Annotated in this window: 20 protein-coding genes; 2 read left to right on the plus strand and 18 right to left on the minus strand. The window is 64.1% G+C overall.

Going from position 1 to position 25,247, the window contains the following annotated elements:
- Window positions 1-247: 247 nt before the first annotated feature.
- Both BQ7391_RS10835 and BQ7391_RS10840 read right to left on the minus strand, forming a co-directional pair.
- A complete protein-coding gene (locus tag BQ7391_RS10835; RefSeq protein ID WP_075280619.1) occupies window positions 248-1,588 on the minus strand; it encodes a glutamine synthetase family protein in 1,341 nt (446 codons plus the stop codon).
- A 132-nt stretch (window positions 1,589-1,720) separates the two neighbouring features.
- A complete protein-coding gene (locus BQ7391_RS10840; protein ID WP_075280620.1) occupies window positions 1,721-1,915 on the minus strand; it encodes a FeoB-associated Cys-rich membrane protein in 195 nt (64 codons plus the stop codon).
- A 129-nt stretch (window positions 1,916-2,044) separates the two neighbouring features.
- Between BQ7391_RS10840 and gpmA the strand changes: the two genes are divergently transcribed.
- Window positions 2,045-2,809 carry a 2,3-diphosphoglycerate-dependent phosphoglycerate mutase gene (gpmA, locus tag BQ7391_RS10845; protein ID WP_075280621.1) on the plus strand — a complete coding sequence of 255 codons (765 nt, stop codon included), beginning with the start codon at window positions 2,045-2,047 and terminating at the stop codon, window positions 2,807-2,809.
- Between the two features lie 141 nt (window positions 2,810-2,950).
- On the opposite strand, the gene BQ7391_RS10850 is transcribed toward gpmA, so the two are convergent.
- From BQ7391_RS10850 to BQ7391_RS10875, 6 genes are all read right to left on the minus strand, one after another.
- Window positions 2,951-3,376, minus strand: coding sequence for a flavodoxin (locus BQ7391_RS10850; RefSeq protein WP_075280998.1), 426 nt, complete (start codon window positions 3,374-3,376; stop codon window positions 2,951-2,953).
- A gap of 44 nt (window positions 3,377-3,420) precedes the next feature.
- The gene (locus BQ7391_RS10855; protein WP_083662208.1) at window positions 3,421-4,074 is read right to left on the minus strand and encodes a DUF3793 family protein; all 654 of its coding nucleotides are present in this window, start codon (window positions 4,072-4,074) and stop codon (window positions 3,421-3,423) included.
- A gap of 335 nt (window positions 4,075-4,409) precedes the next feature.
- Window positions 4,410-5,219, minus strand: a complete 810-nt coding sequence (locus BQ7391_RS10860) for a ZIP family metal transporter (protein ID WP_075280622.1) — start codon at window positions 5,217-5,219, stop codon at window positions 4,410-4,412.
- Window positions 5,220-5,500: 281 nt separating this feature from the next.
- Window positions 5,501-8,164, minus strand: a complete 2,664-nt coding sequence (gene feoB / locus BQ7391_RS10865; RefSeq protein WP_075280623.1) for a ferrous iron transporter B — start codon at window positions 8,162-8,164, stop codon at window positions 5,501-5,503.
- 132 nt (window positions 8,165-8,296) lie between these two features.
- Complete coding sequence (locus BQ7391_RS10870; RefSeq protein WP_075280624.1) at window positions 8,297-8,539, minus strand: FeoA family protein; 243 nt, start codon at window positions 8,537-8,539, stop codon at window positions 8,297-8,299.
- Window positions 8,540-8,585: 46 nt separating this feature from the next.
- Complete coding sequence (locus BQ7391_RS10875) at window positions 8,586-8,816, minus strand: FeoA family protein (protein ID WP_075280625.1); 231 nt, start codon at window positions 8,814-8,816, stop codon at window positions 8,586-8,588.
- Between the two features lie 349 nt (window positions 8,817-9,165).
- Between BQ7391_RS10875 and BQ7391_RS10880 the strand changes: the two genes are divergently transcribed.
- Window positions 9,166-10,077 carry a PPK2 family polyphosphate kinase gene (locus BQ7391_RS10880; RefSeq protein ID WP_075280626.1) on the plus strand — a complete coding sequence of 304 codons (912 nt, stop codon included), beginning with the start codon at window positions 9,166-9,168 and terminating at the stop codon, window positions 10,075-10,077.
- A 220-nt stretch (window positions 10,078-10,297) separates the two neighbouring features.
- Here the strand turns inward: BQ7391_RS10880 and BQ7391_RS10885 are convergent, their stop codons facing one another.
- From BQ7391_RS10885 to BQ7391_RS10930, 10 genes are all read right to left on the minus strand, one after another.
- Window positions 10,298-10,969, minus strand: a complete 672-nt coding sequence (locus BQ7391_RS10885; protein ID WP_075280627.1) for a DUF3800 domain-containing protein — start codon at window positions 10,967-10,969, stop codon at window positions 10,298-10,300.
- A 246-nt stretch (window positions 10,970-11,215) separates the two neighbouring features.
- Window positions 11,216-12,196 (minus strand): class C sortase, encoded by a 981-nt coding sequence (locus tag BQ7391_RS10890; protein WP_159437365.1) that lies wholly within the window; start codon window positions 12,194-12,196, stop codon window positions 11,216-11,218.
- Entirely contained in the window at window positions 12,189-13,259 is a 1,071-nt protein-coding gene (locus BQ7391_RS10895) for a class C sortase (RefSeq protein WP_083662210.1), read from the minus strand. The genes BQ7391_RS10890 and BQ7391_RS10895 overlap by 8 nt, the downstream gene beginning before the upstream one ends.
- A gap of 156 nt (window positions 13,260-13,415) precedes the next feature.
- Window positions 13,416-14,840, minus strand: a complete 1,425-nt coding sequence (locus tag BQ7391_RS10900; protein ID WP_075280630.1) for a SpaH/EbpB family LPXTG-anchored major pilin — start codon at window positions 14,838-14,840, stop codon at window positions 13,416-13,418.
- Between the two features lie 137 nt (window positions 14,841-14,977).
- Window positions 14,978-19,768, minus strand: coding sequence for a DUF7604 domain-containing protein (locus BQ7391_RS10905; protein WP_075280631.1), 4,791 nt, complete (start codon window positions 19,766-19,768; stop codon window positions 14,978-14,980).
- Between the two features lie 424 nt (window positions 19,769-20,192).
- Window positions 20,193-20,627 (minus strand): helix-turn-helix domain-containing protein, encoded by a 435-nt coding sequence (locus BQ7391_RS10910; RefSeq protein WP_129583962.1) that lies wholly within the window; start codon window positions 20,625-20,627, stop codon window positions 20,193-20,195.
- Window positions 20,628-20,846: 219 nt separating this feature from the next.
- Complete coding sequence (locus BQ7391_RS10915) at window positions 20,847-21,191, minus strand: ArsR family transcriptional regulator (RefSeq protein ID WP_075280633.1); 345 nt, start codon at window positions 21,189-21,191, stop codon at window positions 20,847-20,849.
- Between the two features lie 304 nt (window positions 21,192-21,495).
- Window positions 21,496-21,744, minus strand: a complete 249-nt coding sequence (locus BQ7391_RS10920) for a ribbon-helix-helix domain-containing protein (RefSeq protein WP_075280634.1) — start codon at window positions 21,742-21,744, stop codon at window positions 21,496-21,498.
- Between the two features lies 1 nt (window position 21,745).
- Complete coding sequence (locus BQ7391_RS10925; RefSeq protein ID WP_075280635.1) at window positions 21,746-22,003, minus strand: hypothetical protein; 258 nt, start codon at window positions 22,001-22,003, stop codon at window positions 21,746-21,748.
- Window positions 22,004-22,501: 498 nt separating this feature from the next.
- Window positions 22,502-25,225 carry a phosphoenolpyruvate carboxylase gene (locus BQ7391_RS10930; RefSeq protein WP_075281000.1) on the minus strand — a complete coding sequence of 908 codons (2,724 nt, stop codon included), beginning with the start codon at window positions 25,223-25,225 and terminating at the stop codon, window positions 22,502-22,504.
- Between the last annotated feature and the right edge of the window lie 22 nt (window positions 25,226-25,247).

The following is a 25,247-nucleotide window of genomic DNA, read 5'->3' on the forward strand; positions in this document are numbered from 1 at the left end:
GGCGCGTGGTCACGCCCTTTCCCGACGGTGGCACGGGTCTTCCCGTGTCAGGGCGCATGCATGCCCCGTCCGTCGCCAGAGACTCAGTTTGGTTCAACTCGCCTGAAGAGGTCCATATCGCCAAGTTTCTTAACAAGATTGACACGTATGGGGCGAGCTGCGGCGAGAGGGACGGCGCCGCCCGGAGAGCCCCGGGCGGCGCCGCGCCGTCGTTCGTCGTTCTTCTCGCCGGCCCCTCGTCGCGGGCCTAGAACCCGCCGTAGTAGTGCTCGCGCTCCCAGTCGGTGACGGCAGTGCAGTACTCGTACCACTCGGCGCGCTTCTCGCGGACCAGGTAGTCGAAGATGTGGTCGCCGAGCACGGTGCGCATGAGCTCGGAGGACTCGAAGCGGTCGACGGCCTCGCCGAGCGTGCGCGGCAGGCGGGCGATCCCGCGGGCGGCGAGCTCGCGGTCCGAGAGGGCGAGCATCTCGCTCGTGGCCTCCTCGGGGAGCGGCAGCTCCTCCTCGATGCCCTTGAGGCCGGCGGCGATGGTCACCGCGAGGGCCAGGTAGGGGTTCGCCGTGGGGTCGGGGCTGCGCAGCTCGACGCGGGTGGCGATGTGCTTGCCCGGCTTGTGCGTGGGCACGCGCACGAGCGCGGCGCGGTTCTTGCGGCCCCACGTGGCGTGCGTGGGCACCTCACCCGTGGAGATGAAGCGCTTGTAGGAGTTCACCGTGGGGTTGGTGACCAGCGTGAACTCGGGCGCGTACTTGAGGATGCCAGCGATGTAGTGCTGGGCGAGCTCGGAGAGGTGCGCCTCGTGGAACTCCTTGGGGCCCCAGAAGAGGTTCTCGCCGTCGTGGTCGAGCAGCGACTGGTAGAGGAACATCGCGGAGCCGGGGACGTCGGTGATGGGCTTGGGCATGAACGAGGCGTACATGCCCTGCTCGGCGGCCTCCTGCTTGATGACCAGACGGGCCGTCATGATGTTGTCCGCACAGCTCACGGCCTCGGTGAAGCGCAGCTCCACGCCGTTTTGCGAGGGGCCGGCGGCGTGGTAGGAGTACTGGACGGGGATGGACATCTTCTCCAGCGTGAGCGTGGTCTGCCGGCGCAGGTCGTTGGCCGTGTCCATGGGCGTGAGGTCGAAGTAGCCCGCGTTGTCGAGCGGCACCGGGTCGAGGTCGTTGTCAAAGTAGAAGTACTCCATCTTGGGGCCGACGTTGGGCACGTAGCCCTGCTCCTCGGCGCGGGCGAAGACGTTCTTGAGGCAGCGGCGCGGATCGCCCCCGAAGGGCTCGCGCGACGGGGTGTACACGTCGCAGAAGACGCGCGCGACGCCGGACTCCGAGGGGCGCCACGGCAGCAGCGCGAAGGTGTCCGGGTCGGGGAAGGCGAGCATGTCAGACTCCTCGAGCGAGGCAAAGCCGTCGACGGCCGACCCGTCGAAGCCGATGCCCTCCTCGAAGGCCTCCTCGAGCTCCTCGGGGGAGATTGCGAACGACTTGAGGTTGCCGAGCACGTCGGCGAACCACAGCCTCACGAAGCGGATGTCGCGCTTCTCGACGGTCCGGAGAACGAAGTCGATGTCCTTCTCGCTGCTCATGCGGTTTCCTTTCCGGTTGACCGGCAGGGCTACTCATTTTTCAGCGACAGGTTCTCACACGCGTGTTTCGCCCCTGTTAATGGCGTCGCCGGCGCGGCGCCCGGCGCCCGTGGGGCAAGGCCGGCGGAACGGCTACTTGCCGAGGTTCTTCTCGACGTTCCTGAGCATGTCCTGGGCGGCCGGGCAGGGCGCGCCCGTTGCGTGCGCGGAGCACGAGCCCCTGCTCCCGCAGCCTGAGCACTCGCCTCCCGACCTCCTGATGGACCGCAGCGCCAGGGCGAGAAGAACCGCGATCGCGGCGATGATGACGACGTCGACGAGCCCCATGCGACCAACCTCCAAAAAGAGGGGAAAAGTTTGTTGTTAACCAAAGGCAACTATACCCATCTGCGTCATACTAGAGGGGCAAGGCGGCCGCGGCCGCACAAACTTTGCATCAGAAGGGACGTGTCTCCAATGAACGACGATCAGACCATGCAGCTCGTCATCGTCCGTCACGGCGAGTCCGAGTGGAACAAGCTCAACCTCTTCACCGGCTGGACCGACGTCGACCTCACCGACACCGGTCGCGAGGAGGCCCACGCCGGCGGCAAGGCCCTCAAGGAGGCCGGCTACGACTTCGACGTCTGCTACACCTCGCTGCTCAAGCGCGCCATCCACACGCTCAACTGCGTGCTCGACGAGCTCGACCGCAACTGGCTGCCCGTCCACAAGGCCTGGCAGCTCAACGAGCGCCACTACGGCGCCCTCCAGGGCCTGAACAAGGCCGACGCCGCCGCCGAGCACGGCGAGGACCAGGTCAAGATCTGGCGCCGCTCCTTCGACGTCTGCCCGCCCGCCCTCGAGCCCGGCGACGAGCGCGACCCGCACGTCCTTGAGATGTTCCGCGACGTGCCCAAGGAGGACCTCCCCTACACCGAGTGCCTCAAGGACACCATCGCCCGCGCCTGGCCGTACTTTGAGGCCGAGATCAAGCCGCAGATGGAGGCCGGCAAGCGCGTGCTCATTGCCGCTCACGGCAACTCGCTGCGCGCCCTCGTCATGCAGTTCGAGAAGCTGACCCCCGAGGAGATCCTCGAGGTCAACATCCCGACCGGCGTGCCGTGCGCCTACACCTTCGACAAGGACTGGAACGTCGTCGACAAGCACTACATCGGCGACCCCGCCACCATCGAGGCCAAGATCAACGCCGTCGCCAACCAGGGCAAGGCCAAGAAGTAGGCTGCGTTCGTCCGCAACGCGAGGCTGAGGCCCCCGGTTTCCACGAGAGAGTGCGCTTCGCGAAACTCTCTCTTAGGAAACCGGGGGCCTCTCGCGTTTCTGCCGCAGGTCGCCGACCGAGGGGTTTGGGACGCCACGCCCCTAGCCGACGAGGACGCGTCCGGCGGCGCTGCAGGCCTCGAGCGCCTCGTCGTCGGGGGCGTTGTTGGCTATCACCGTGGACACCACGTTTACGCCCGCGGCCTCTGCATCGGCTCGCCAGGTCTCCATCCATTCGCCGGTGCCCCAGTCGTAGCTGCCGAAGAGCGCCACGGGGCGCTCGCCAATCACCTCCCTGCACTCATCCCAGACCGGCTCGAACTCGTCCGACTCGAGCTCCTCCGCGCCCATCGCCGGGCATCCGAAGGCGAGCGCGTCATATCCGTCAACCCCGTCTGCCGAGAAGTCGCCGACGGCGACGACGAACGCGGTCCCGCCCGCGCTCTCGACACCCGCCGCGACGGCGCGCGCCATCTCCTCGGTGTTCCCGGTGCCGCTCCAGTAGACGATTGCCACGTTCTTGCTCATGATCATCCTCCTTCTCCCGCCTCAGCGGGAACGAAACCGCCGTTCTATGCCGCCGCCATCCGAAGCAGCTCCCGCATGGGAACCCCCTCGGAGTAGAGCCTCCTCACATGACGCTCGACGCGCTCGAGCCGCTCGAATCGCTTGCGGGCGACCCTCGGGTCGCCGTACACCCTCCAACGCCCTCGTGCAATCGACCCGCGACCGCCGTCGGCGATGAACCCCTCCACGTCCTCGAGCGGGTAGCCCAGAACGAGCCCGACTTCGTGCGGGAACTCCGCATGGCGCGTGCAGCAGGCGATCATCCGCTCCGCGAGGGCGCGCATAAGGGCGTCGGCACCCGTCGCGGGAAGCGCGCGCCTGGTGAGAAAGTCTCGGTTGGACGCGCTCTCCAAGAGCTTTGCCACGAGACGGGGACGCCACACGACCAGCATTTGCGCCCCTCCCCGCTCTCCGAGCAGGTGCATCATGACGCCTTCGGCCGCGAATCGGCGCGCATAGGCATCTATTGCCCGCGAGACCATGTCATCCTGGCATCGAGAGGCGCGGGGGCGGAACCCGAAGACCGCGGCGGGCTTCACACCCGCTATTACGAGGCCAGACTGTCGCACCAGGCAGGCGACGAACTCCGACTCCAAGCACTCCTCACAGGTTGCCGCATCCTCCGGACGCGCGAGGCAGACGTCGAATCCCCGTCCCATAGGAATCCTTAGTAAGAATAGGTTAACTTATGGATAGATAGTATGCCTAAGTTGACTTTTAGTCCAGAGCGACTGAGCCAGCGGGCAACGCAACGCCGCCCGGGCGCCAAAGACAAAGGCGCCACCTGCCATAGAGGGGGTTGGCAGGTGGCGCATGGGCTGGCCTTTGCGGCGGGGAGAGGATCCGTCGCTCGGGCAGGGTTAAACGTGCCGGCGCCGATGCGAGTCGCTGTTCTTCTCGGCGCATGGTTAGAATAAGTTAACTCTGGCTAATTCCTATCGTGAACAGGGCAATATCACAGGTTCTCCATAAGTAAGCCATAGCTTACTATTGGCTACCCCAGCGCGACGTCGAGCACCATCATCAGGACAAAGCCGGTGATGAAGCCGAGCGTGCCCACGTTGGAGTGCTCGCCGAGGTGCGACTCGGGAATGAGTTCCTCCACCACCACGTAGACCATCGCCCCGGCGGCAAACGCCAGGAGCCACGGCATGTACGGACTGATCCAGCCGCTGGCCAGGACCACGAGCACGCCGAAGATAGGCTCGACGATCCCCGAGAGGCTGCCCATCACGAAGGCCCGCCCGCGGCTCATGCCCTCGCGGGCGAGGGGCAGCGAGATGGCGGCGCCCTCCGGGAAGTTCTGAAGGCCGATGCCGATGGCGAGCGCCATTGCCATGCCGAGGTAGGCCTCCCCCGCCGCGCCGGAGGTCTGCGCGGCCATGGCGAAGAGCAGGCCCACCGACATCCCCTCGGGGATGTTGTGCAGCGTCACCGCGGAGACGAGCAGCGTCGTGCGCTTCCAGCCGGACGGCACGCCCTCAGGCTCGTCGGAGCCCGCATGGAGGTGCGGCAGGAACGTGTCGAGCGCCATGAGGAACGCCACGCCCAGGAGAAATCCGCCCGCGGCCGGAAGCCAGCCGGGAACGCCGAGGTTCTCCGCCTGCTCGATCGCCGGGTTGAGAAGCGACCACACGCTTGCCGCCACCATGACCCCGGCGGCAAAGCCGAGGAAGATGTGGTGCATGTTCTTGCGGTCGGAGCGAAAGAAAAACACGACGGCGGACCCCACCGTGGTCATGAGCCAGGTGAATCCGCAGCCGAGCGCGGCCCATGCGAGCGCCTGAGGTATGTTGTCGATCATGCGAGAAGCTCCTTTTTTTCGATGTGGCGCGCCATCTCATGACGCCCCCAAGTTTGTAGTGTAGTCTGTGAGCGACATCTGAAGTACTACTTAAATAGTAGCATTTATCTACCTGCCGATTCTCAGATGCAGTTTCGTAGTGTACGTGAGGTGTCCGTCACAAAGCACACTACAAACTCGACGGGACGGGAAGAGCCCCCCGAGGGAGCGCACAAAAGGGGCGCGCCGCCGGGAAGAAGAGCCGGCGGCGCGCCAATCTGCAAATTGGGGACTGTCCCCAATTAACAGAGCTGTGCGAGGACCTTCTCGTCCTTCTCGTCCTGCTTGGGCATCGGGCGCACGATCTGGAAGATCATGCCCGCGAGCAGCACGAACGCGACCACCGTCCACAGCCCGAAGTTGCCCAGCACGAAGAGCTCCCAGAGCTGGTTGATGATCAGGCCCACGCACCAGGCGAAGACGCACTGGTAGCCAATGGCGAACCAGAACCACTTGGGCGAGTCCATCTGCTTGCGGATGGTGCCGATGGCGGCGAAGCACGGCGCGTCGAGCATGTTGAAGGCCACGAAGGCGCACATCGCACCGACGTGCAGGATGCCGGAGGCGTCGGTGAACATGCCGGCGAAGCCGCTCCACATGGTCACGGAGTTCTCGGTGGCGTCGCCGATGCCATAGATCACGCCGAAGGTGGAGACGAGGTTCTCCTTGGCGATGAGGGCGTTGATCGACGCCGCGGCGGCCTGCCAGGTGTCGGCGCCAAGCGGGGCGAAGATCCAGGCGACGGCGTTGCCCACGATCGCGAGCAGGGAGTAGTCGGTGTAGTACTCGGGCGCGCCCTCCATGAGCGACATGAAGCCGAAGGCGCCGTTGCCGCCCTCCCAGTTGGCAAAGCCGAACTCGAGCAGGAACCACACCACCACGGACGCGGCAAAGATGATCGTCGTGGCCTTCTTGAGGTACGCGGAGATGCGCTCCCACACGTGCAGCCACCAGCTCTTGAGGGTGGGCAGGTGGTAGTCGGGGAGCTCCATCACGAACGGCGCGGGCTCGCCGGCGAACATCTTGGTCTTCTTGAGCATGAGCGCGGAGACGACGATCGCCGCGAGGCCGAGGAAGTAGAACATCGGCGCCACCCACCAGGCGTCGGAGCCGCCGATGAGCACGCCCATCACGAGGGCGATGATCGGGGTCTTGGCGCCGCACGGGATCATGGTGGTGAGCATCGCCGTCATGCGGCGGTCCTTCTCGTTCTCGATGGTCTTGGTGGCCATGACGCCCGGCACGCCGCAGCCCGAGGAGATGAGCATCGGGATGAAGCTCTTGCCGGACAGGCCGAAGCGGCGGAACACGCGGTCCATGACGAAGGCCACGCGGCTCATGTAGCCGCAGTCCTCGAGGAAGCACAGCATGACGAAGAGCACGAGCATCTGCGGGATGAAGCCGAGCACCGCGCCAACGCCGGCGACGATGCCGTCGAGGACGAGCGCGGTCACGAACTCGGAGGCGCCCGCCGCGGCGAGCCAGCCCTCGATGACGGAGGGGATCGACGGCACGAAGCTGGCGTAGTCATCGAGCGCCGGCGCGCTCTCCTGCGCGGCGACGGCGTCGGCGAAGTCCGACGCGCTCACGGAGTCGATGACCGCGAGCTCCTGCCCGTCGGCCAGCACGGGCTCGCCGTCGGCGTCGATGCGGGTGACGACCTCCTCGTTCGCGTCGAGGAAGTTGCCGTCGCCGTCGTGCATCGGGACGTCGGTGGCCACGACACCGGCGGCCTCCGCCTCGGCGACGAAGCCAGAGACGACGGCCTGCGCCTCGGCGTCCTCGGGATCCTCGGCGAGGGCGGCGACCGCGTCGCTCACGCCGGCGGTGTCAAGCCCGTCGGCCTCGGCCGCGGCCAGGAAGCCGTCGATCTTGTCGCCGTAGTAGCCGGCGTCGTACTCCTCGGTCGCCGTCTCGTAGGCCGCCTGGTCGGACGGGTTCCAGAGCCAGCCGTCGCCGAAGACGCCGTCGTTGGCCCAGTCGGTGCCCCACGTTCCCACCGTGGACACCGCGATGTAGTACACGACGAACATCACCACGACGAAGATGGGCAGGCCGAGGATGCGGTTGGTCACGACCTTGTCGATCTTCTCGGACATGCTGAGCTTCTTGGGAGCCTTCTTCACGCAGGCGGCCATGACGCCCGCGATCCAGTCGTAGCGATCTGAGGTGATGATGGACTCGGCGTCGTCGTCACGGGACTTCTCCACTGCCTTGATGACCTGCTCGGCCTTGTTGAGCTGCGCGGACGAGAGGTGGAGGGCCTTCACCGCCTCGGCGTCGCGCTCGAAGACCTTGATCGAGTACCAGCGCACGAGGTTTGCGTCGCAGCTGCCGGAGACTACGTCGGCGATCTGCGCGAGCGCGCCCTCGACCTCAGGCGAGAAGCACCGCGCGCCCGGCTGGACCTTGCCCGCCCTGCCGGCCTCCACGGCCTTGCTCACCAGCGCGTCGAGGTTGGTGTTGCGCAGCGCGGAGACCTCCACGACCGGCGCGCCCAGGCGCTCCGAGAGCGCGGCGGCATCGATGACGTCTCCCCGCTCCTTGAGCAGGTCGCACATGTTGAGACCCACCACGACGGGGCGCCCGGCCTCCAGGAGCTGCGTGGTGAGGTAGAGGTTGCGCTCGAGGTTGGTGGCGTCCACGAGGTCGATCACGGCGTCCGGGCGCTCGTTCACGATGTAGTCGCGCGAGACGACCTCCTCGGGCGTGTACGGGGAGAGCGAGTAGATGCCGGGCAGGTCGACGAAGGTGACGTCGCGGTCCGCGCGCCAGGTCGCCTGCTTCTTCTCCACGGTGACGCCGGGCCAGTTGCCCACGTACCCGTTGGAGCCGGTGAGCTCATTGAACAGCGTGGTCTTGCCGCAGTTTGGGTTGCCTGCGAGACCGATCGTGATCTCAGCCATGTCCTGCCTTTCAGAGTTACCTAATTGCTACTTGCATGGTGACAATTGTTAGACTCAGCTAACTTGGTGCGCGAGAAAAACGGCCGCTCTCGGCCGTTTCCTGACAAAGGTGCCAGGGACGTTTGTCAGGTTCTATCGATCGTCGCGCGTCACGTCGGAAACCTCGACCGAGGCCGCCTCGTCCTTGCGGATCGAGAGCTCGTAGCCGCGCACCGTGAGCTCGAGCGGGTCGCCGAGCGGCGCCACCTTGCGCACGTGGACGCGCGTCCCCTTGGTGAGCCCCATGTCCATGATGCGGCGCTTGAGGGCCCCGGCGCCCGTGAGCTTGGTCACCGTCGCGCTCTCCCCCACCTTCACGTCCTTCAGAGTTGCCATCTACCTTCCTTTCTCCCCAATGACGGAGCGGGACGGTCCCGCCCCGTCACAGTGTCACGGTTATGCGGCTCGCCATCGAGCGGTTGAGTGCCAGGCGCGCGCCCTTCACGGACACGATGACGTCGCCCGCGGCGCGCGAGATGACCTTGACCTCGGAGCCCTCCACAAAGCCGAGCTCCGCCAGGTGCTGCCGCAGGTCTGCGCCGCCGCGCACGCCGACCACGCGGGCCCTCTCGTCCGGGCCCACCATCGCCAGCGGGAGCCGAGATCCTGCCATCTGCTGCCTCCCTTAGAGTTACCTTTCCCCAACTCAACAGAAGTAATATATACCTAACTTCACTGAGCGCAACCCCTTTTGCGGATTGAGTTACAAACGGCTGACTTTTGTGGCTCAGGCCCATTCTCGTGAGTGACGGGTTTCGGCCAAACGGGGCGGCCCGCCCTGGCTGAGTGACCCGTTTCGGCCAAACGGGGCCTCAAACGAGACCCCATCCGGTCGAAACGAGTCACTCTGCCCAGCGCCCACCCTGTGAGCAGCGCCCACCCCACGACTCCCGTCCAGCACCGCAACGGAAATGGGGAACATATACAGGAACGGGCGCGGGCGGGCGCGACGAGGAGGCAGCATGGGAGCGGACAAGGGCATGCGTGACGTCAGCGACTTCGTCGTCACGGGCGAGAAGGACTTCCGCCTGGAGGACTTCCCCACCACGCTGAAGGTTGACGCGGAGGAGCGCCCCGCATACGAGGCGCGGCTCGAGCGCAACAAGGCACGCATCGAGGAGCTGCAGGACCGCCTCTACGCCGAGGCGCGACAGAGCCTCATCGTGATCCTGCAGGCCATGGACGCCGCCGGCAAGGACTCCACGATCCGCCACGTGCTCGGCGGCATCAATCCCACGGGCATAGACGTGCGCAGCTTCAAGCAGCCAACCAGCGTGGACCGGGCGCACGGCTTCCTCTGGCGGAGCTTCTCCGCGCTGCCGGAGCGCGGCAAAATCGCCGTGTTCAACCGCTCCTACTACGAGGAGTGCCTCGTCGTGCGCGTCCACGGGCTCTGGCGTGACTACCAGCTGCCCCGCCGCTGCACGGACATGAGCGAGAAGCGCTACTTTGAGGAGCGCTACGAGGACATCCGCGGCTTCGAGCGATACCTCTGGCGCACGGGCAACCGCGTGGTGAAGATTTTCCTCAACGTGAGCGCGGACAAGCAGCGCGAGCGCTTCCTCGAGCGCATCGACGACGAGGCCAAGAACTGGAAGTTCTCCGAGAGCGACCTTGCCGAGCGCATGGAGTGGGACGAGTACCAGCGCGCCTACGAGGAGATGGTCAACGGCACCGCCACCCGGCGAGCGCCCTGGCTCGTCATCCCCGCGGACCAGAAGTGGGTCGCGCGCACGCTGGTGTCCGAGGCGCTGCTCCAGGTGCTGGAGGACATGGACCCGCGCTACCCCGAGCTGCCGCGCGCGTCGCACGACCGGCTCGACGAGTGCCGCGCCGCGCTCATGGACGGCCCCGCGGCGGACGTTGACGACTAGGCGAGAAGAACGCGGCGGCAGGCGCCGTATGCGAGTGACGCGCTCGGGTGACGTATGCGAGTGACGCGATCGAGTGACGCGTGCGAGTGACACACTCTGACCAAACGGGCCTCGAATCATACGTCCATCCAGCCAAAACGCGTCACTCAAATAGCAGTCCGTCCAAAACCCGTCACTCACGTCACGGGCGAGAAGAACGGACGCGCCGTGGGCCCGACCCCTACAGCAGGTGCTTGCGGAGCTTCCTCAGGAACGTCTTCACGAAGTTGCGGCGCGTGCCGAAGAAGAGCCGGTCCGTGGCGTTCTCCTCGTGCGCGTCGTACCTCAGCGCCGCCAGCTCCACGCCGCAGGCGTAGTCGGCGACCTGCAGCATGCGATACCCGTCAGGCCGCGCGTCGCGATAGATGACCGCCTCGCGGGCGAGCGCATACTCAAATCCGTCGTGAAGCGCCCGCGTCACGAGCGCCTGGCCGTCGTCATAGTAAATCTTCACCAGGTCGAACCCCTGGAGGCGCTCGATGTGGTCAAAGAGGAACTCGACGAGATCGCGCCTCATTCTGGCGCCGAGCGATGCACGGTCGCGAAACTCGCTCTTGCGGTACACAAACACGTGGTAGGTAAAGGGAGAGTGCTGAACGAAGGTGCCAAAGCTAGCGAGATAGGCGGCGCAACGCTTTGGCTCCATCGCAGCGTAGGCGTCGTTTCCCCGAAGCAGGGGGCTGAGGTGCAGAGGAACGTCTTCAAGCCCGCGGACGGCCAGATCGCCCTCATAGAGGCGAATCGTTCGCCCAAGATCATCTGCTTGATCATGAAAGACAAGCGCAAGGAGATAGTACTTGGACTCACCGCCCAAGTCGCCCGACTCGTCAACGAATACCGAGAGCTCCCTCACCTTCCACCGCCTCGCGATATTAAAAATGCCGGGGGGAACCCCCCGGCCCTTGATAGCCCCCTCTTACGAGATGACCAGTTAGTTTATATCACAGCTCATCTTAAGATGCAAGGAAGTTCTTAGGTTGTTATGATTCAACATTAACACAATGTCATACTATATAATCTTCTAGTCCATCTCACCAAGAGACATGAATGGGGCACATCAAGACCGCCCGGCGAGAAGGACGCGCGGCACACGGACTCGCTACTGCCCCGCCCGGCCGCGGACCCTCCGGACGATGGTGGCCACCAGCAGAACAAGCACCACGACCAGCATCGCCAGCCCGCCGATGCGCAGCCAGCGCTCGACCTCGAGCGCGGGCGAGCCGGTCGACTCCGCCGGGAGGAACGCCGCGACCACCCGCTCGACGGCACCCGGGCTCGCCTGCGCCTCGTCGTTCTCCACTCGCTCGCAGTACACCAGATAGCGATGCGAGGAGACGGCGTAGGGGTGGCAGGTGAAGAGCGTGACCAGGTCCCTGCCCTCCTGGACGGCAAGCGCGTCGACGTCGTCCGGCTCGATGACGCGAATCTCGCAGACCCGGTAGGTGAGCTCGTCCCATGCCGTCGTGATGGTAATCGTGTCCCCCACCTCGAGGAGCTCGATGTCGCGGAACATCTGGACGCCGTGCCAGACGCCCCGGTGCGCCGCGATCACGCAGTTGGAGGACTCCCCGCCGACGGGCATCGACGTCCCGGCGACCACCGCCGCGCCGAGCTCCATGTTGGCCTCGGTCGCCCCGAGGTAGATGGGCAGCGTGACGCCCATGGCCGGGATGTCGATTGAGCCCACGATACCGTCCGGCAGACCTATCGCGGCCAGCTCGTCGCCAGAGAAGGCGAAGGGGTCGTTCACCTCGTCGCCCGTGCCCTCGCGGACCCGCTCGCTGTACTCGACGAGCGCCTCGTAGGTGGGGTCGCCCTCCTTGGGGCGGAAGGCGTCCCCATCATCGTCTTCAGCGGCGGCGGAGGGATCCTCCTCGTCGGACACGGTCGCGGACGCGCGAGACTCCTCGACCACCTGCTCCACGCGTCCCTGCTCGATGACCGCCGAGACGCTCGGCGCCAGGAGCAGGCACGCGCCGATGGCGAGAAGGGCGAGCGCAGCCACGAGGGGTGCCACCCCGTCCCGCTGCCTACGGTGCCCCTCGGGACCGGGCGTTCCCTGGGCGAGGTGCCTAGCCACGGTAGCGCCTCCCGTCACGGCGACGTCCATCGCGCGGGATGACGGGCCTCACGCCCACGGCGCGTCTCGGGCCGGCCGATGCGTCGCCTCCGGGACCCTGGCCGGCGAAGTGCCTGCCCGTCGGCCTTGGCGTGGGCTGGCCAGCGGGAACCGGGGCGCTCCCCGAGCCGCCGCGCCCGCGGGACCGCAGCTTGGACACGAGCACGTATGTGCCAATCACCAGCGCGGCGAGAAGCAGGCCGAGAAGGACGGAGGGTAGCAGCGCCTTGTCGGGCGGCTCGGTGTAGCCGGAGGGGAAGTCGGCGTCGCCCTTGTCGAGCCACTCCGCGGGCAGCTCGCAGCGCTCCGCGTGGACGAGCAGGCGGTGGGTGTTAACGCCGTACGGAGTGCAGGTGACGAGCGTGCAGAGATCGCGGCCCTGCTCGATGACGAGGGAGTCGGTCTCGTCGGGAAGGACCACCTCGACAGAGGTGACGCGGTAGGCGTGGTCCTCGCCGAGGACCGAGATGACGAAGTAGTCCCCCACCTCGAGCTGGTCCAGGTTGTCGAAGATCTTCATCGAGGGGAGGCCGGTATGGCCGGAGAGGACGCAGTGCGTCGACTCGCCGCCGATGGGGACGGAGGTGCCCTCGAGGTGCCCGATGCCATGCTCGAGCACGTCGGTGTCCGTGGTGTGGTAGATGGGAAGCTCGACGTGGATCTTTGGGATGTTGATGGTGGCCATCACCCCATCGCCGGAGAGGTTCAGGACGTTGTCGTAGTCCTCGTCCGTGGGACGCTCAGCATCGGGGTCGAAGGGATCGGTCACCACCGCACGGCCGTCGAGGAGCTGCTGGTTGTAGGTAACGGCCTTCTCGCGCTCGGCGGCGAGGGTGGCTTCGTCGGTGCTGTAGACACTCTGAATAGTAGTTTCAACAACCTCTTTCTCCTGTGCCTGGTTCAAGGCATCGCTCACGAACGGATACGCAATACAGCCCATCCCAACGAGAAGTGCGAGAAGTGCAACGAAGACCCCTCGTCGCGATGGGAGCCCCCCTTTTTTCTCTCCCCTAAGCGCGGACATAAGAGCCTCCTGATGTTCCAGAAAACGTATCAATCGTCAATCGAGGGACACACTTTGTAAGTTGCCACACAAGTGCAACAATGACCCGGCCCCCTAACTGGGGGGGCCGGGTCGCCTAGCTCGTTAAACACGACCGAAATGGCCGCGAATCAGCGACTAGTTCTCCTTGCGGAAGCGGACAATGAAGGCAGCCGCGCCGGCAACAAGCACGACGCCAGCAGCGGTCAGGGCAACAGTACCCATGCCACCGGTGGTCGGGAGCTCAATGCCCTCGTGGTCGGTGGAGGCGACGTTGGGGATGTAGAAGGTGCCGCCCTCAGCGGTGACCTCAATCTCGATCGGGTTGGCCACGATCTGGTAGCCGGACGGGGCAGCGGTCTCCATGAGGTAGTAGGTGCCAGGCTCGAGGAGCGTATCGGCGTCCGTGGAAGCCTCACCATTGACGGTCGTAAGGGTGACCTGAGTCGTGCTGTCCTTCTTGTAGACGGGGTTCTGGCAGGCCTGGTCGTAGTAGAGCGCGAACTCGGCGCCGCTCAGGAGATCCTCGCCCTCGTCGTATTTGCTGTCCTCGTCAGCGTCACCGTACTTGACGATGTCGAAGCCGACGAAGTCGACGGTGACGGTGTCGCCGTCAGCGTTGTTGGTCGAGGTGACCGTGTTGGTCACGCCGTCAAGCGTGGCTTCAGGAGTGATGAGGCCCTTGTACTCGATGGTGTAGGTACCGGCGTTGACCGAAGTGCCGTTGGCGCTCTTCTCCTGGAGCCAATCAGTGTCGAAGTTGACCGTGAAGGACTGGTCGCCCTCGTTGTCGGAAACGGTGTAGACACCCTCAGCGGGGACGATCTGGCCGTTCTTGTACAGCACGACGTCCTCGGCGCCGGTGAAGGTGAGGCCGGTGCTCATAGTATCGGTGAGGACGAACTCGCTCTGATTGGCGTTAATCTCGAAGGTGACCTGGAAGGTGACCTCGTCGCCGACCATGGCGTAACCGAGCTTGCCGCCATTCTGCTCATACTGAACGGCGCCACCGGTGATCTTCTTGTCGAGCGTCGTAGTGCTCTTCTTGAGGTCGATGTAGGCGTCATCGAAGGTCCAGTCAGTGGTGTCCTCGACAGCGACCGGGCTCATGGCGACGATCGTGGGCTGGTAGGTCACGGACTCGTCCGCGGGGACAACGTCAACGAGGTAAAGACCAGCGTCAACGTTGCTGAAGATGACGGAGGTTTGGCCGTCCTGGACCGTAGCAGCGGTACCGAACGGACTCGCATCGCCGCGGTCCTCCCAGACGTCCTGAGCGGTCTCAGAGCCGGCGGCGTCGAGGTACGCGTCAACCGTGTCCTGCTCGAAGCCGGTCTGGACGACGAGTGTGGTGGTGTTGTCATCGTTGAGCTGAACGTCAGCGACCTTGTAGAGGGTCACCACGTCACCCGGCTGGAGGTTGCTGACCGTGATGGTCTTGGTCTCGCCGCCGGTCCACGGCGTAGGCTCGGCCTGGGCCACGCCCGGGGCGATGGCGAGGGCGGCGACGAGCGCCACGAAAGCGACTAGCAGCCCCCTCAGCCTGTTCTTGATGTGAGCCATTTCTCTTCTCCTTTCGCCGACTCCCCGCCGGCATTGCCCACAAACCAACACATGCTTGCTTCTATCAACACCATCCGCAAAACGGATGAGAGTTGCCTCTCCTCCCGGCCCCGCCTCAAGACGAGGCCGGGCTCAGGCTAGTTCCTAAGGTTTCCGAACTTCTTGCTCAGGTAGACTCCGGCAAGGACGATCGCAGCGAAGCCAGCAGACATCATGAGGAGCGTCCCGTTGGAGCCGGAGGACGGAATGTCGGGGAGCTTCACATTGGAAACCTGAATGTAGAAGCAGTGGTCAACCTCGTCGCTCGTTCCGTCTGGATTGCCATCGACACGAGCAGGATCAAGTTCAACCCACTTACCGTCACCGTTGAGAACCTTCACAACGCCATTTTCAACCTTGACTTGGAAGCTCACACCGTCCTCAGACTCAGCTTGATATCCGGACGGGAACTTCGTCTCGGTGAGGGTGTAGGTCTTGCCGTCCTCTAACCCGTAGAAGTAGAGAATGCCCTGATCGTTAGTGGCCTGCTCATCGGCACCAAGCCTGTTATCCTCCGTCGCCTCAGGCGCGCGGTACGCAGGGACCTCATTACCTTCCTCGTCCTCAAGCGAGAAGTACGCGTTGGGGAGTCGAGTAGCAGTCCCCTTCTCGACCTTTACGATCTGCAGCCCGAGCGGCCTAAGCTCGTTAGTGAACGTCAGCGTGTACTCGGGCGCTACCGCCCTGGACTGCACCCCACCATCTGACTGCGTAAGCGATGCATCAACGGGCTGGAACGATCCGTTGGAAGGATAGGTACCAATCAGCTCGGGATTCGCTGAATCAACATCCCCGTCCTCAATGGTCGCCTGGTAAAGCTGGACCTCGAGGCGCCCGTTGACAATCACCGGCTTGAACTGAAGGAGATATCGAGTCTCGTCAAAGACGAAGTCGTCCTCCGAGTAATCGCCCTGGTAGTTATCAGACATACCAGTCTCGGTGATGAGGTACTCAAAGACTCTTCCAGCCCTGGCATCAGCTGTGGTAAAGCGCATGCCTCGCAGGCCGTCGATAGCGCCCGAGGTGGTCGTCCCGTTTGAGAACACATAGGTGTTCGGGGAGAGGCCCGCCATCTTCGCCGCCTCATTGGCAGACACATACGTGCCGTCTGCCTCGTTGCCGGTCTGGCGCGCTTCAATGGAGAACTCGAACATGTTCTCCTCAAGTTCGGCGCCCTCGAGAACCTTCTTGACACCGACGGCGTAGACGATCTCCTTCGAGTCAAAGGTGATTACGGGGTTAGGATACTCGTCAGTCTGCTGTGTGCCGGCTGACTCATAGGTAAGGGTCGCCTCAGTATTGCTATGGAAGCCATCCTTATCCGTCGAGATGTAATTCTCCTCGGCAGTTCCGGGGACGTCGGTTATCTTCTCGCCCGTGTCCGGGTAGGTGCCGTGCTCGTTGAAATAGTCGACGGCGGTTTCGCTGGGCTCAATCTGCGTCGTAACGGTGTACGTCCAGCCGTCCTCGAGCGCGTAGTCCTGGGGGAACGAGAGCGTAAACTTCTTGGCTGAGCCGTCGTAGCTGAGCGTCAGCTCTTGTTGCTTCCCCTCACCGTCTGTGAAGGTGAACTTCGCGTTCTCGACATTCCCGTTGTCATTGACACGCACGGGACCATTAGTAGTCACTGCAACCGAATCTCCGCTGTGATATCCCTTGGTGATGGAGACAGTGAACTCAGCATCGTCCGTGAGGTCGGCGTACTCGCTCAGGGTGTCGGTAATTGTCACGCCCGTGCAGTTCACGCTCGTGATCTCGGCGGCGATGCCCTCAAAACGGGCAATGAGGTCCTCGCGATTGCTGCTCTTGAACATCTCCTTCTCAGTAGAAGATGTCGCACCGTTTACGATCTCCTGAAGGCGGTTCTCGAACTGGTCGTCGCCGACGCCCACCACGTAGAACTTGTCGGCGTTGAACTGTCCGGCAACCTCCGCGGCTTGGCGCGTCGCTTCGTCTGCATTCTGGTCCTGTTCGTTGCCGTCATTATCAAGACAGCGGTTGGGCTCGCCGTCGGAGATGAACACGACAACCTTCTGCGCATCATCCCGCGCGGTACTGAAGATGGGGAGTGCATCGGTCAGACCGGCCTCGTAGTTCGTACCCGTGGCGAACGAACTCCATGCAGCCTCGGGCAAGGCGAAACTACTGAGGGGCGTAAAGCCACTCTTATCTATGGTGTCATAAGCGAAGGTCACCAATGCGGCGCGAGCATCGATGCCCGTCTCGCCCAGCTTGTCGTTCAGGGCGTTGATAGCATCCGTTGCCGCACTATAGCGTCCAAACGAATAGTCATATCCCTGCTCGTCGCCGCTCGTATTGTCGCTTCCACCAGGGTAGGAGCCATTCATATCCCACATCATGCTGTAGGAGAGGTCGAGAACGTACACGATGTCGACCTCGGTCGGATCGGCCTCATCTCTGCGGACAGTGCCGTGAACGTCAAGGCTCAGGTCGTAGCTGCCGTCATCATTCTTGGCAACGTACTTGTGGAAATCGGGCTTTACCGGCTCGGGCGGGGTCACGAGAGACTCGTCGACCTGGATGACGGGCTTGGGGAACGGCGCCTCGTCGGGTTCAAGCTCAGTTACATCATCGTCTTCCACGGCAATTGGGGTAAAGTCAACCTTCGCGTTTGCGTTGTCGTTGCTCCAGAAGCCACGCTGGTTCGCGTGCGTTCCCGTGTATGCTTCGCCTGTGCCGTCATAGGCGTTCGTATCGTTCGCCTCAAAAGCGCTGATCGCAGCTTCGCTCGGCGCAATCGTAGACGAGACCGTATAGCGATAGTTCTGGGCGAGAGGATAATCTTTGTCAAACTCAACTCGGATGGTTTCCTTGCCGCTAGCATCAACGTCGACAAAAACGGTCATCTCGACGGTCTGGCTACCGTCGCTAATCGTCACATTCGTGCCCTGTTGAGCGTTGGGGCTAACGGTTATCTCCTCGGTGGTAACCGTCTCGTAGGCACTCTGAGCGTTATCGCGCTTTTCCAGCTCAAGCGTAAAGCTGTAGCTTCCATCATCGTTCGCGACGAGATCGGCGTTGTCGCTCAGGGGGTCCGTCATCTTAACGCCCTGCGTATCGAAGAAGGTAATCTGCTTTTGGATGTCTGCGAACGCCTCGAGGAGCTGGCCAGCATCGCTGGCCACATATTTTCCTTTGTTCGACTCGTGAACGTTAACCGCGTCGAGCATGTTATTGAAGACGTTCGATTCAAAATTATCGGTCACGCCAACCATGTAGAAATAATCGGCATTAAGCTTGTCGCACTCATTGACAGCCATTTTCAATGCATCAGGGTCATATTCTGTTGTCTCACCACCTGAAAGGCCATTGTTTTGGTAGTACAGCGTCGGGTTACCATCAGTGATGAAGATCACGACCCTGTAAGCGCCGTCACGCGAGTTTTCTAATAGCTTGGCTCCCTCCATTATTCCAGCCTGATAGTTAGTTCCGCCGTCGAGGCGCGAGTCGTCAAATGAATTGGGCACCGAGTTGATGAGCGTAGAGCTATTCCCCGTCCACTCCTGCAGAAGCTCGGAATCGTTATACGCACTGTCAGTGTAGGAACCGCTCTGGTAACGGCCTGTTTTTCCACCTTTGAAGCCCACAAGAGCGTATTGCGCGTCAATAGAATCGTTTGACGACAAGCCGGGGTTATTGTTGTCCCCTACAAGAATCTGTCTAATTGCATTCTTTGCGGCAGCGATTCTTGTCTGCCCGCCCCAGATTTCCGCCATACTGTTGGACTCATCAAGAATGAAAAGGACGTCGACCTTCTGCTTCTGATCGACCTGGCCACGGTCGCCCGAGACAGACAGGTTGAGCTCATAGTTGCCGGACCCGTCCTCAAGCTTTACTGCCGACTTGCCGGTCGTGACCGTCGCGTTGCTTTCAGGAATCTCAGGCTCCGATTGTTCCTCGGTATATACGAGGTAAATATGTGCATATTGGGTACTTGAGTACCAATGTCCGGTGTCATAGGTGAGAGTGTCGACATGGCCACTAGCACCCGAGTTGCTGTTATAAAACGCAAGTGAATATTCGGGGTATCGAGAGCCACTCGACGACGATACCATGCGAACAACGGACTTTGCATCGTCGAAATTACCCTGTTGCCCCTCGCTGTAGAGAGACTCGCCTGAGAACGTGTATCCAGGAATAGTAACGCCCTCGGCATAATCCGCAAATGTATATGTTTGTTTATTCGAAATCGATACGTCTCTGTGAAGATCGTTGTCCCCTATTTCTTTGCCGTTCTCATCGACATAGTGAACGGTGATCTCGAAATAACGGGAATAGCCATAGTTGCCGCTCCACGTAATCGTGAACTTGGAGAAGCTCTCCACCGCGAACTCGGCGTCGACGGTGGCGTCGTCTTGGACGGCAACGGTGCCCTCGGTGGCGTCAGCGTCGTCGGCCACGGCCTCGACCTCAGAGACGGTGCCGTCCTCGGCCTCGGCGAGGTGGTGGACGGCGAGGTCCTCGGCGCCCTCGGGCACGGCGCCCTCGGGGAGCTCGAAGCGGACGCTCACGGCCTCGGTCGGCTCGACCTCGTTGCCGTCGGCATCAGTGAAGTAGACGTCGAAGGCGGCGAAGCCGTCGTAGGAGACCCCGGCCTCGTCGAGCTCGTCCGTGACTGCCTGAACGTCCTCGTCGGACGTGACGGGGTCGACGTGGAGCGCCGCGCCATCGGGAAGCGCGCCCTGGGGAGCGCTGACGCTCACCTTGACGCCGTCCTCGGTGGTCGCCTCATAGCTCGTCGCCGAAGTCATCGCGCTTGCCGCCATCGCGACCGTCGAGGTCACGCCCATGACCGCTAGCGTCGCGACGACCATCACGACCACCAGCGAGGCGACCCTCCTCAGCGCCGTTCTTCTCGGTACCTTCATCCGCCTACCTCCATGCCTTTGGAGCGCCAATGCGTCCATGCTTCGTTGCGTGTCATAAATCGAGACGCATTTTTGAATCACATGTAGGCAAGTTTAGGGTTGGTTGAGGGATAATCTCTTTTCCTGTTTTATGATAGGGGGTACTGAAATCGCATCATATTCGCAATGTTATGGGGAGGGGGTATGTCTATTTCGAAACAGCCCTCTCATGATGCGGATGTCGACTGGCTCTTCTCGCTGAGAACCAGCGCGCGGTTGAGTGCGATGAGCTGGAATAACGCATCCATGCACGTTATTCGCCCCACGTCGCCTCCACCATTTTGCTGGGAGGGGGTATTTCTTTCACTCACGAGATTTTTACACGCCTGCGACTGACACTACGGTCCGAGCATTATCAAATGTTATAACTACGACCCTAGGGACGTCAGTCCTCGGGCCACACCTCGTCCACCACCGTGTAGACGTTGGCAAGCTGCGCTCCGTTCTCGGCGTGGACGGGCTCGGAGAGCACGATGCCCTCGCGGCGCATGCGGGAGAGCAGCCGGTCGACGGTCTTCTCGTTTCTCCCTAGGGCGAGCGCGATCTTTGCCTTGGAGCAGGGCCTGCCCGCGTGCCGCTCGATGAACTCAATGATCTGCGCCTCCGTGGGCGTAAGGCGGACGGGCCCGTTTGCCGTCATGCGGATGCGCTTGGAGCGCCGCTCGCGCCGAGGCCGATTGTTCGTGCGCCCTCCGTCGCGGGCCTCCTGCACCGCATCGCGCTCAGCGCCCTCCGCGGGCACGCCGCCCCGAGAGGCAGCAACCCCCCACTGAACTTTGCTTGCGCCGATGCGCGCCATGAGCCACGTCCCTCCGCCCAAGATCTGTCTCCTGGCGACGGGCCCGACGATGAGGCCGGCCGGCCGCCGTCCCCCTACGTTACGGAGGGAACGCGACAGCAAGATTGCGCAACATTGCATCGGAGCAGCTCGCGGACGGCAGGAACACGCGGCATGCACGGATTTGGTGCCTGGGGGCATCGCTCTGCGGTGGACACGCCCCGTCCGACTAACGCGTTCTTCTCGCCCCGCGCTCGCGCGTCAGTCGAGCGGCTGCGACTCCTCAACCACCTCGTAGACGTTGGCGAGCTGCGCGCCGTTTTCCGCGTGGACGGGCGTGGATATGACGATGCCCTCCCGGCGCATGCGGGAGAGCAGGCGGTCGACGGTCTTCTCGTTGCAGCCCAGCACGGCCGCGATCTGCGCCTTGGAGCAGGGCTTTCCCTCGTGCCGCTCGATGAACTCGATGATCTTTGCCTCCGTGGGGGTAAGGCGGACGGGCCCCGCGGCGGTCATGCGGATGCGCTTGGCGCCGCGCATGCCCCGCGGCCTCCGCGCGTCGGCGGCCCCGCGCGTCTGGGTGGCCTCCTCGGAGCCGGGCGTCATCTCCAGGGGTTTATCCGGTGAGGACCCCCCCCCCACTGCACTTTTTTCGCCCCTATGCGCGCCATCCTGCGCCCTTCCCGTCACGTGCCCGACCGACCAGAGCCTAGCCCTCTGGTCGCACGAGCCACATTGTTCCAATCGTTGCGGAAAGTGTACGGGGCGAGCGGGGGCGCTTCCGCGCAAGGCGTCGCGCAATCCGCGGCGCGCCATCAAACCGTCATCATTTCGTGGGGAGGGGGTCTGACGCGTGGGTACCGGCTGTCGCGGTGCCGGCGGGTCAGGGCGAGTCGGCGCGGGTCTGTGCTCAGAGTGCGGCGGCGATGGCCCTCCTGATGAAGTCGGACCGGTTCTGCGCCCTCTCGTCAATCGCTTCGACCATCGACTGGGGAATCTTGACGGTCACCGTCACGAGCGGCTCGTCGGCGACGGCCGCCGGTCCCTGGTGGATGCGCTGGAGGCGGCCCGCCCATGACTCAGTCTCGAACTCCTTGCAGATGCGGTCGATGTCCTCGTCCGTGAGAACTCCACCGTTTGCCAGCTTGTACTCTGCCATCTCAGTTTCTCCTTATTAGATAGTCAATCTCATTCAGGACCTTCTTGGTTGGAGGGGTCATCGCGTGATACACGAGCCACTCACCACCTGGAAGAAGCGACCCTACCATCTCAACCAGACGCCCCGCAGGGTCAACCCCCACGCGAACCTCCAATTCTCCGGGAACGAGGACGGCACCGATCAGATAGTTCTCCCAAGCCAATCTGATTTCAGTGGCGGAGAGGCCATGCTTGAGAGCGTTCGAGTGCACCTTTACCATCTGTCTCCTCCCTATTGTAATACTTTGGGTATTACCAATTGGAAAGAACCTTCTCCCCAACGCGGATGTTCCCAATCGATTCATCCTCCCCAGGGCGCGAGCGTAGCACCTGGAGCGGCGGAGGTGTCTTCCCAGTTGCTGACGCGTTGCTGCGCCCGCAGGTCAGCGCGGGTTTGGAGAGCTGCGAGCCGTGGTTCTTCTCGGCGGGTGGCGAGAATGTGGGGATGGGCGGGGTGCGGGAGTTCGCCGCGTCGTGGGGCGCGTCGCAAATCTTCCGCGGAGTTGACGGGCGGGGGATTGGCGACAGAATACGGGCCGGAAACGTCGCCTCTCCCCCGCAGGGTGGGTGTGCGGGGGATTCGCGACGGAACGCGCAGGAGAAACGTCGCCGGGGCCCCGCACACCCACTCCGCGGGGCCCCGGCGACGTTCTACGGGACCAATCTGTCGCAAATCCCCCGCACGCCAGCTCCGCGGGGCCAACACAACAAGGCAGGGATCACCCCGTGTTCTGCAGGCCGGCCGCCACGCCGGAGACGGTGCAGAGGATGAGGTAGGTGAGGGCGTCGCGCTCCTCGGGCGTGAGGTCGCCCGCGCGCAGGCGCCGCAGCGCGAGGGCCTGCGTCACGGAGAGCACGTTCACGAACGGCAGGCGCATGCGGATCACGGGCCCGAGCACGCGGCGGTGCTCGAGCGGCCAAGCGTCGCCCACGATGGCGAGCACCCAGCGGCGGGTGAGCGCCATCTCGTCCAGGACCTTCTCGGCGAGGTCAGAGCGGTCGCCGAGCGAGAGGTAGAGCCGCGCGATGCGCTCGTCGGTCTTGGAGAGCGACATCTCGACGTTGTCCACGAACGTGGTGAAGAGGGGCCACTCGGCGTAGGCCTCGCGCAGGCGGTCGAGGTCGCCCAGGCGCTCGCACGCGGTCCCCAGGCCGAACCACGCGGCCAGGTTGATGCGCGCCTGGCTCCACGAGAAGATCCACGGGATGGCGCGCAGGTCGTCGAGGGACGTGGCGCCGAGGCCGCGCTTCGCGGGACGCGACCCGATGGGCAGAAGGCCAATCTCCGTGAGCGGCGTCACCGTGGAGAACCACTCGGCGAAGCCGTCCGTGTGCAGCAGGTCGAGGTACTTCTCGCGAGAGGCGGCGTCGAGGGCGCGCGCCAGGTCGTCGTACTTCTGGGTGGCCTCGGTGTTCACCCACTCGATGGAGGGCGCGGACTGCAGGAGCGTGGCGCCGGCGACGGACTCCACGTGGCGGCGGGCCAGCGTGGGGTCGCCGTAGCGGGCGAAGATGACCTCGCCCTGCTCCGTGAGCTTGAAGCGGCAGTTGACCGAGCCCTTGGGCTGCGAGAGCACCGCGCGGTTGGCGGGGCCGCCGCCGCGGCCCACCGCCCCGCCTCGGCCGTGCATGAGGACGAGGTCGATGCTGTTCTCGTCCGCCCACTGCGCGATGGCCGCCTGCGTGGCGTGCAGCACGAGCGTCGCCGAGGTGGGGCCGGCGTCCTTGGAGGAGTCGGAGTAGCCGAGCATGACCTCGAGGCGGCGGCCCGTCTGCTCCAGGCGGCGCTGGACCTCGGGGAGGCGGACCATCTCGTCGAGCGTGGCCACCGCGTTCTCCAGGTCCTCCGCCTGCTCGAAGAGCGGGATGACGTCGAGCACGGGGACGTCCGCCTCGTGCGCGAAGGCGAGGTGGGCGAGCTCGTAGACGTCTGCCACGTTCCGCGCGGACTTGGTGAACGAGATGATGTAGCGCCGGGCGGCGTCCACGCCGTTCTTGCGCTGGATCTGGCCGATGGCCCGGAAGGTGTCCAGGACCTCGCGCGTCATGGGCTGGAGCTCGCCGCGCTCGCCCCAGCGCCCGTGCTCGCGGATGTCGTCGAGCGCGCGGGTGTGCACCACGGAGTGCTGGCGGAACTCCATCTCGACGAGGTGGAAGCCGAAGGTCTCCGCCTGCCAGATGAGCTTCTGGAGCGGGCCGTACGCGGTGCGGACCGCACCGGCCTTGGCGAGGGAGAGCTGCACCACGCGCAGGTCGGCGATGTAGGCGTCCGCGTCGGGGTACATGATGTCCGCCGTGCGGTCGATGGTCGCGCGCAGGCGCTCGGCTATGACGAGCATGCACGCGCGGTGGAGCTCGCTCGCGGAGACCTCGAGCGCGCGGGCGGTGATGGCCTCGCTCATCTCCATCTGGTGGTTCCAGAGGTTGACGAGCTGGTCCGAGGGGGGCGTGGAGGAGGCGTCGAGCGTGAGGTTGCGGCCGGTCGCGCGCGTGGCGTCGGCGAGCGCGCCCAGGACGTGCCCGCGGAACTTCTCGGCCACCTGGCGGCTCACCTTGGCGGTGACGTTGGGGTTGCCGTCGCGGTCGGAGCCGATCCAGCTCCCGGCGTGGAAGAACGCCGGGCACACGGGCGGCACGGTGCCGGCACGCTCGCCGAGCTCCCAGTCGTCGAAGCGGCGGTACACCTCCGGGACCATGTCGAAGAGCGTGTTGTCGAAGATGTCGACGATGGTGTCGGCCTCCTCGACGGGCGTGGGCTTCTTATGCGCGATCGGGGAGGTGCGGAAGAGCGCGTCGATCTCCTGCAGGAGCATGCGCTCGTTCTCGGCGAGGGCGACCCCGGCAAGGCCGGGGCGCTCGTCGAGCAGGCCCGCGATCCGGCGGATCTTGCCCTCGACGGCCTTGCGGCGCGCCTCGGTGGGGTGCGCGGTGAAGACCGGGCGGAACTCCAGGCGGTTGAGCAGCGCGATCGCCTTGCCGCGGCCGCACTCGTCCACGAGCTGGCGGTAGGCCACCGTGATGTCGTTGATGGGGTCCTCGTCCGCCGTGGTGGGGACGGCGCTCTCGCGGGTGCGGAGCGACCCCACGCGGTAGTTCTCCTCGCAGACGTTGGCGAGGTGGAAGTACGCCGTGAACGCGCGCATGATGAGCGTGGCGCGCTCCTCGTCGAGGCCGTCGATGATCTTCTCCAGGTCGGCGAAGGCCGCGCGCTCGCCCTCGGTCTCCTCGGCCTCGTCCGCGTTCGCCCGGATCGCGTCGGCGAGAAGGACGTCGAAGGTCGCGCGCAGGTCCGGGTCGTACTCCTCGAGCACCTTGCGGACGAGGCGCAGGAAGAGCGCCATGTTCTCGGCGATGCTCTCGGGGACGTCGACGCCGGAGAGCGCCTGGCGCGCGGAGTCCGTGGCGGCTCGCACGGCGTCGGCGAGCACCGACGGGGCGGGCATGATAGCGGACGTGTTCTCGGGC

Source organism: Thermophilibacter provencensis (assembly GCF_900128445.1).
GTDB classification, from domain to species: domain Bacteria; phylum Actinomycetota; class Coriobacteriia; order Coriobacteriales; family Atopobiaceae; genus Thermophilibacter; species Thermophilibacter provencensis.

What these genes read in the sequence shown, in the direction of transcription:
- BQ7391_RS10835 (WP_075280619.1), bottom strand. Translation starts at nt 1,588, where the DNA reads ATGAGCAGCGAGAAGGACATCGACTTCGTTCTCCGGACCGTCGAGAAG.
- BQ7391_RS10870 (WP_075280624.1), bottom strand. Translation starts at nt 8,539, where the DNA reads ATGGCAACTCTGAAGGACGTGAAGGTGGGGGAGAGCGCGACGGTGACC.
- BQ7391_RS10915 (WP_075280633.1), bottom strand. Translation starts at nt 21,191, where the DNA reads ATGACGCCCGGCTCCGAGGAGGCCACCCAGACGCGCGGGGCCGCCGAC.
- BQ7391_RS10855 (WP_083662208.1), bottom strand. Translation starts at nt 4,074, where the DNA reads ATGGGACGGGGATTCGACGTCTGCCTCGCGCGTCCGGAGGATGCGGCA.
- BQ7391_RS10840 (WP_075280620.1), bottom strand. Translation starts at nt 1,915, where the DNA reads ATGGGGCTCGTCGACGTCGTCATCATCGCCGCGATCGCGGTTCTTCTC.
- BQ7391_RS10895 (WP_083662210.1), bottom strand. Translation starts at nt 13,259, where the DNA reads ATGTCCGCGCTTAGGGGAGAGAAAAAAGGGGGGCTCCCATCGCGACGA.
- BQ7391_RS10905 (WP_075280631.1), bottom strand. Translation starts at nt 19,768, where the DNA reads ATGAAGGTACCGAGAAGAACGGCGCTGAGGAGGGTCGCCTCGCTGGTG.
- feoB (WP_075280623.1), bottom strand. Translation starts at nt 8,164, where the DNA reads ATGGCTGAGATCACGATCGGTCTCGCAGGCAACCCAAACTGCGGCAAG.
- BQ7391_RS10850 (WP_075280998.1), bottom strand. Translation starts at nt 3,376, where the DNA reads ATGAGCAAGAACGTGGCAATCGTCTACTGGAGCGGCACCGGGAACACC.
- BQ7391_RS10920 (WP_075280634.1), bottom strand. Translation starts at nt 21,744, where the DNA reads ATGGCAGAGTACAAGCTGGCAAACGGTGGAGTTCTCACGGACGAGGAC.
- BQ7391_RS10860 (WP_075280622.1), bottom strand. Translation starts at nt 5,219, where the DNA reads ATGATCGACAACATACCTCAGGCGCTCGCATGGGCCGCGCTCGGCTGC.
- gpmA (WP_075280621.1), top strand. Translation starts at nt 2,045, where the DNA reads ATGAACGACGATCAGACCATGCAGCTCGTCATCGTCCGTCACGGCGAG.
- BQ7391_RS10925 (WP_075280635.1), bottom strand. Translation starts at nt 22,003, where the DNA reads ATGGTAAAGGTGCACTCGAACGCTCTCAAGCATGGCCTCTCCGCCACT.
- BQ7391_RS10930 (WP_075281000.1), bottom strand. Translation starts at nt 25,225, where the DNA reads ATGCCCGCCCCGTCGGTGCTCGCCGACGCCGTGCGAGCCGCCACGGAC.
- BQ7391_RS10880 (WP_075280626.1), top strand. Translation starts at nt 9,166, where the DNA reads ATGGGAGCGGACAAGGGCATGCGTGACGTCAGCGACTTCGTCGTCACG.
- BQ7391_RS10875 (WP_075280625.1), bottom strand. Translation starts at nt 8,816, where the DNA reads ATGGCAGGATCTCGGCTCCCGCTGGCGATGGTGGGCCCGGACGAGAGG.
- BQ7391_RS10900 (WP_075280630.1), bottom strand. Translation starts at nt 14,840, where the DNA reads ATGGCTCACATCAAGAACAGGCTGAGGGGGCTGCTAGTCGCTTTCGTG.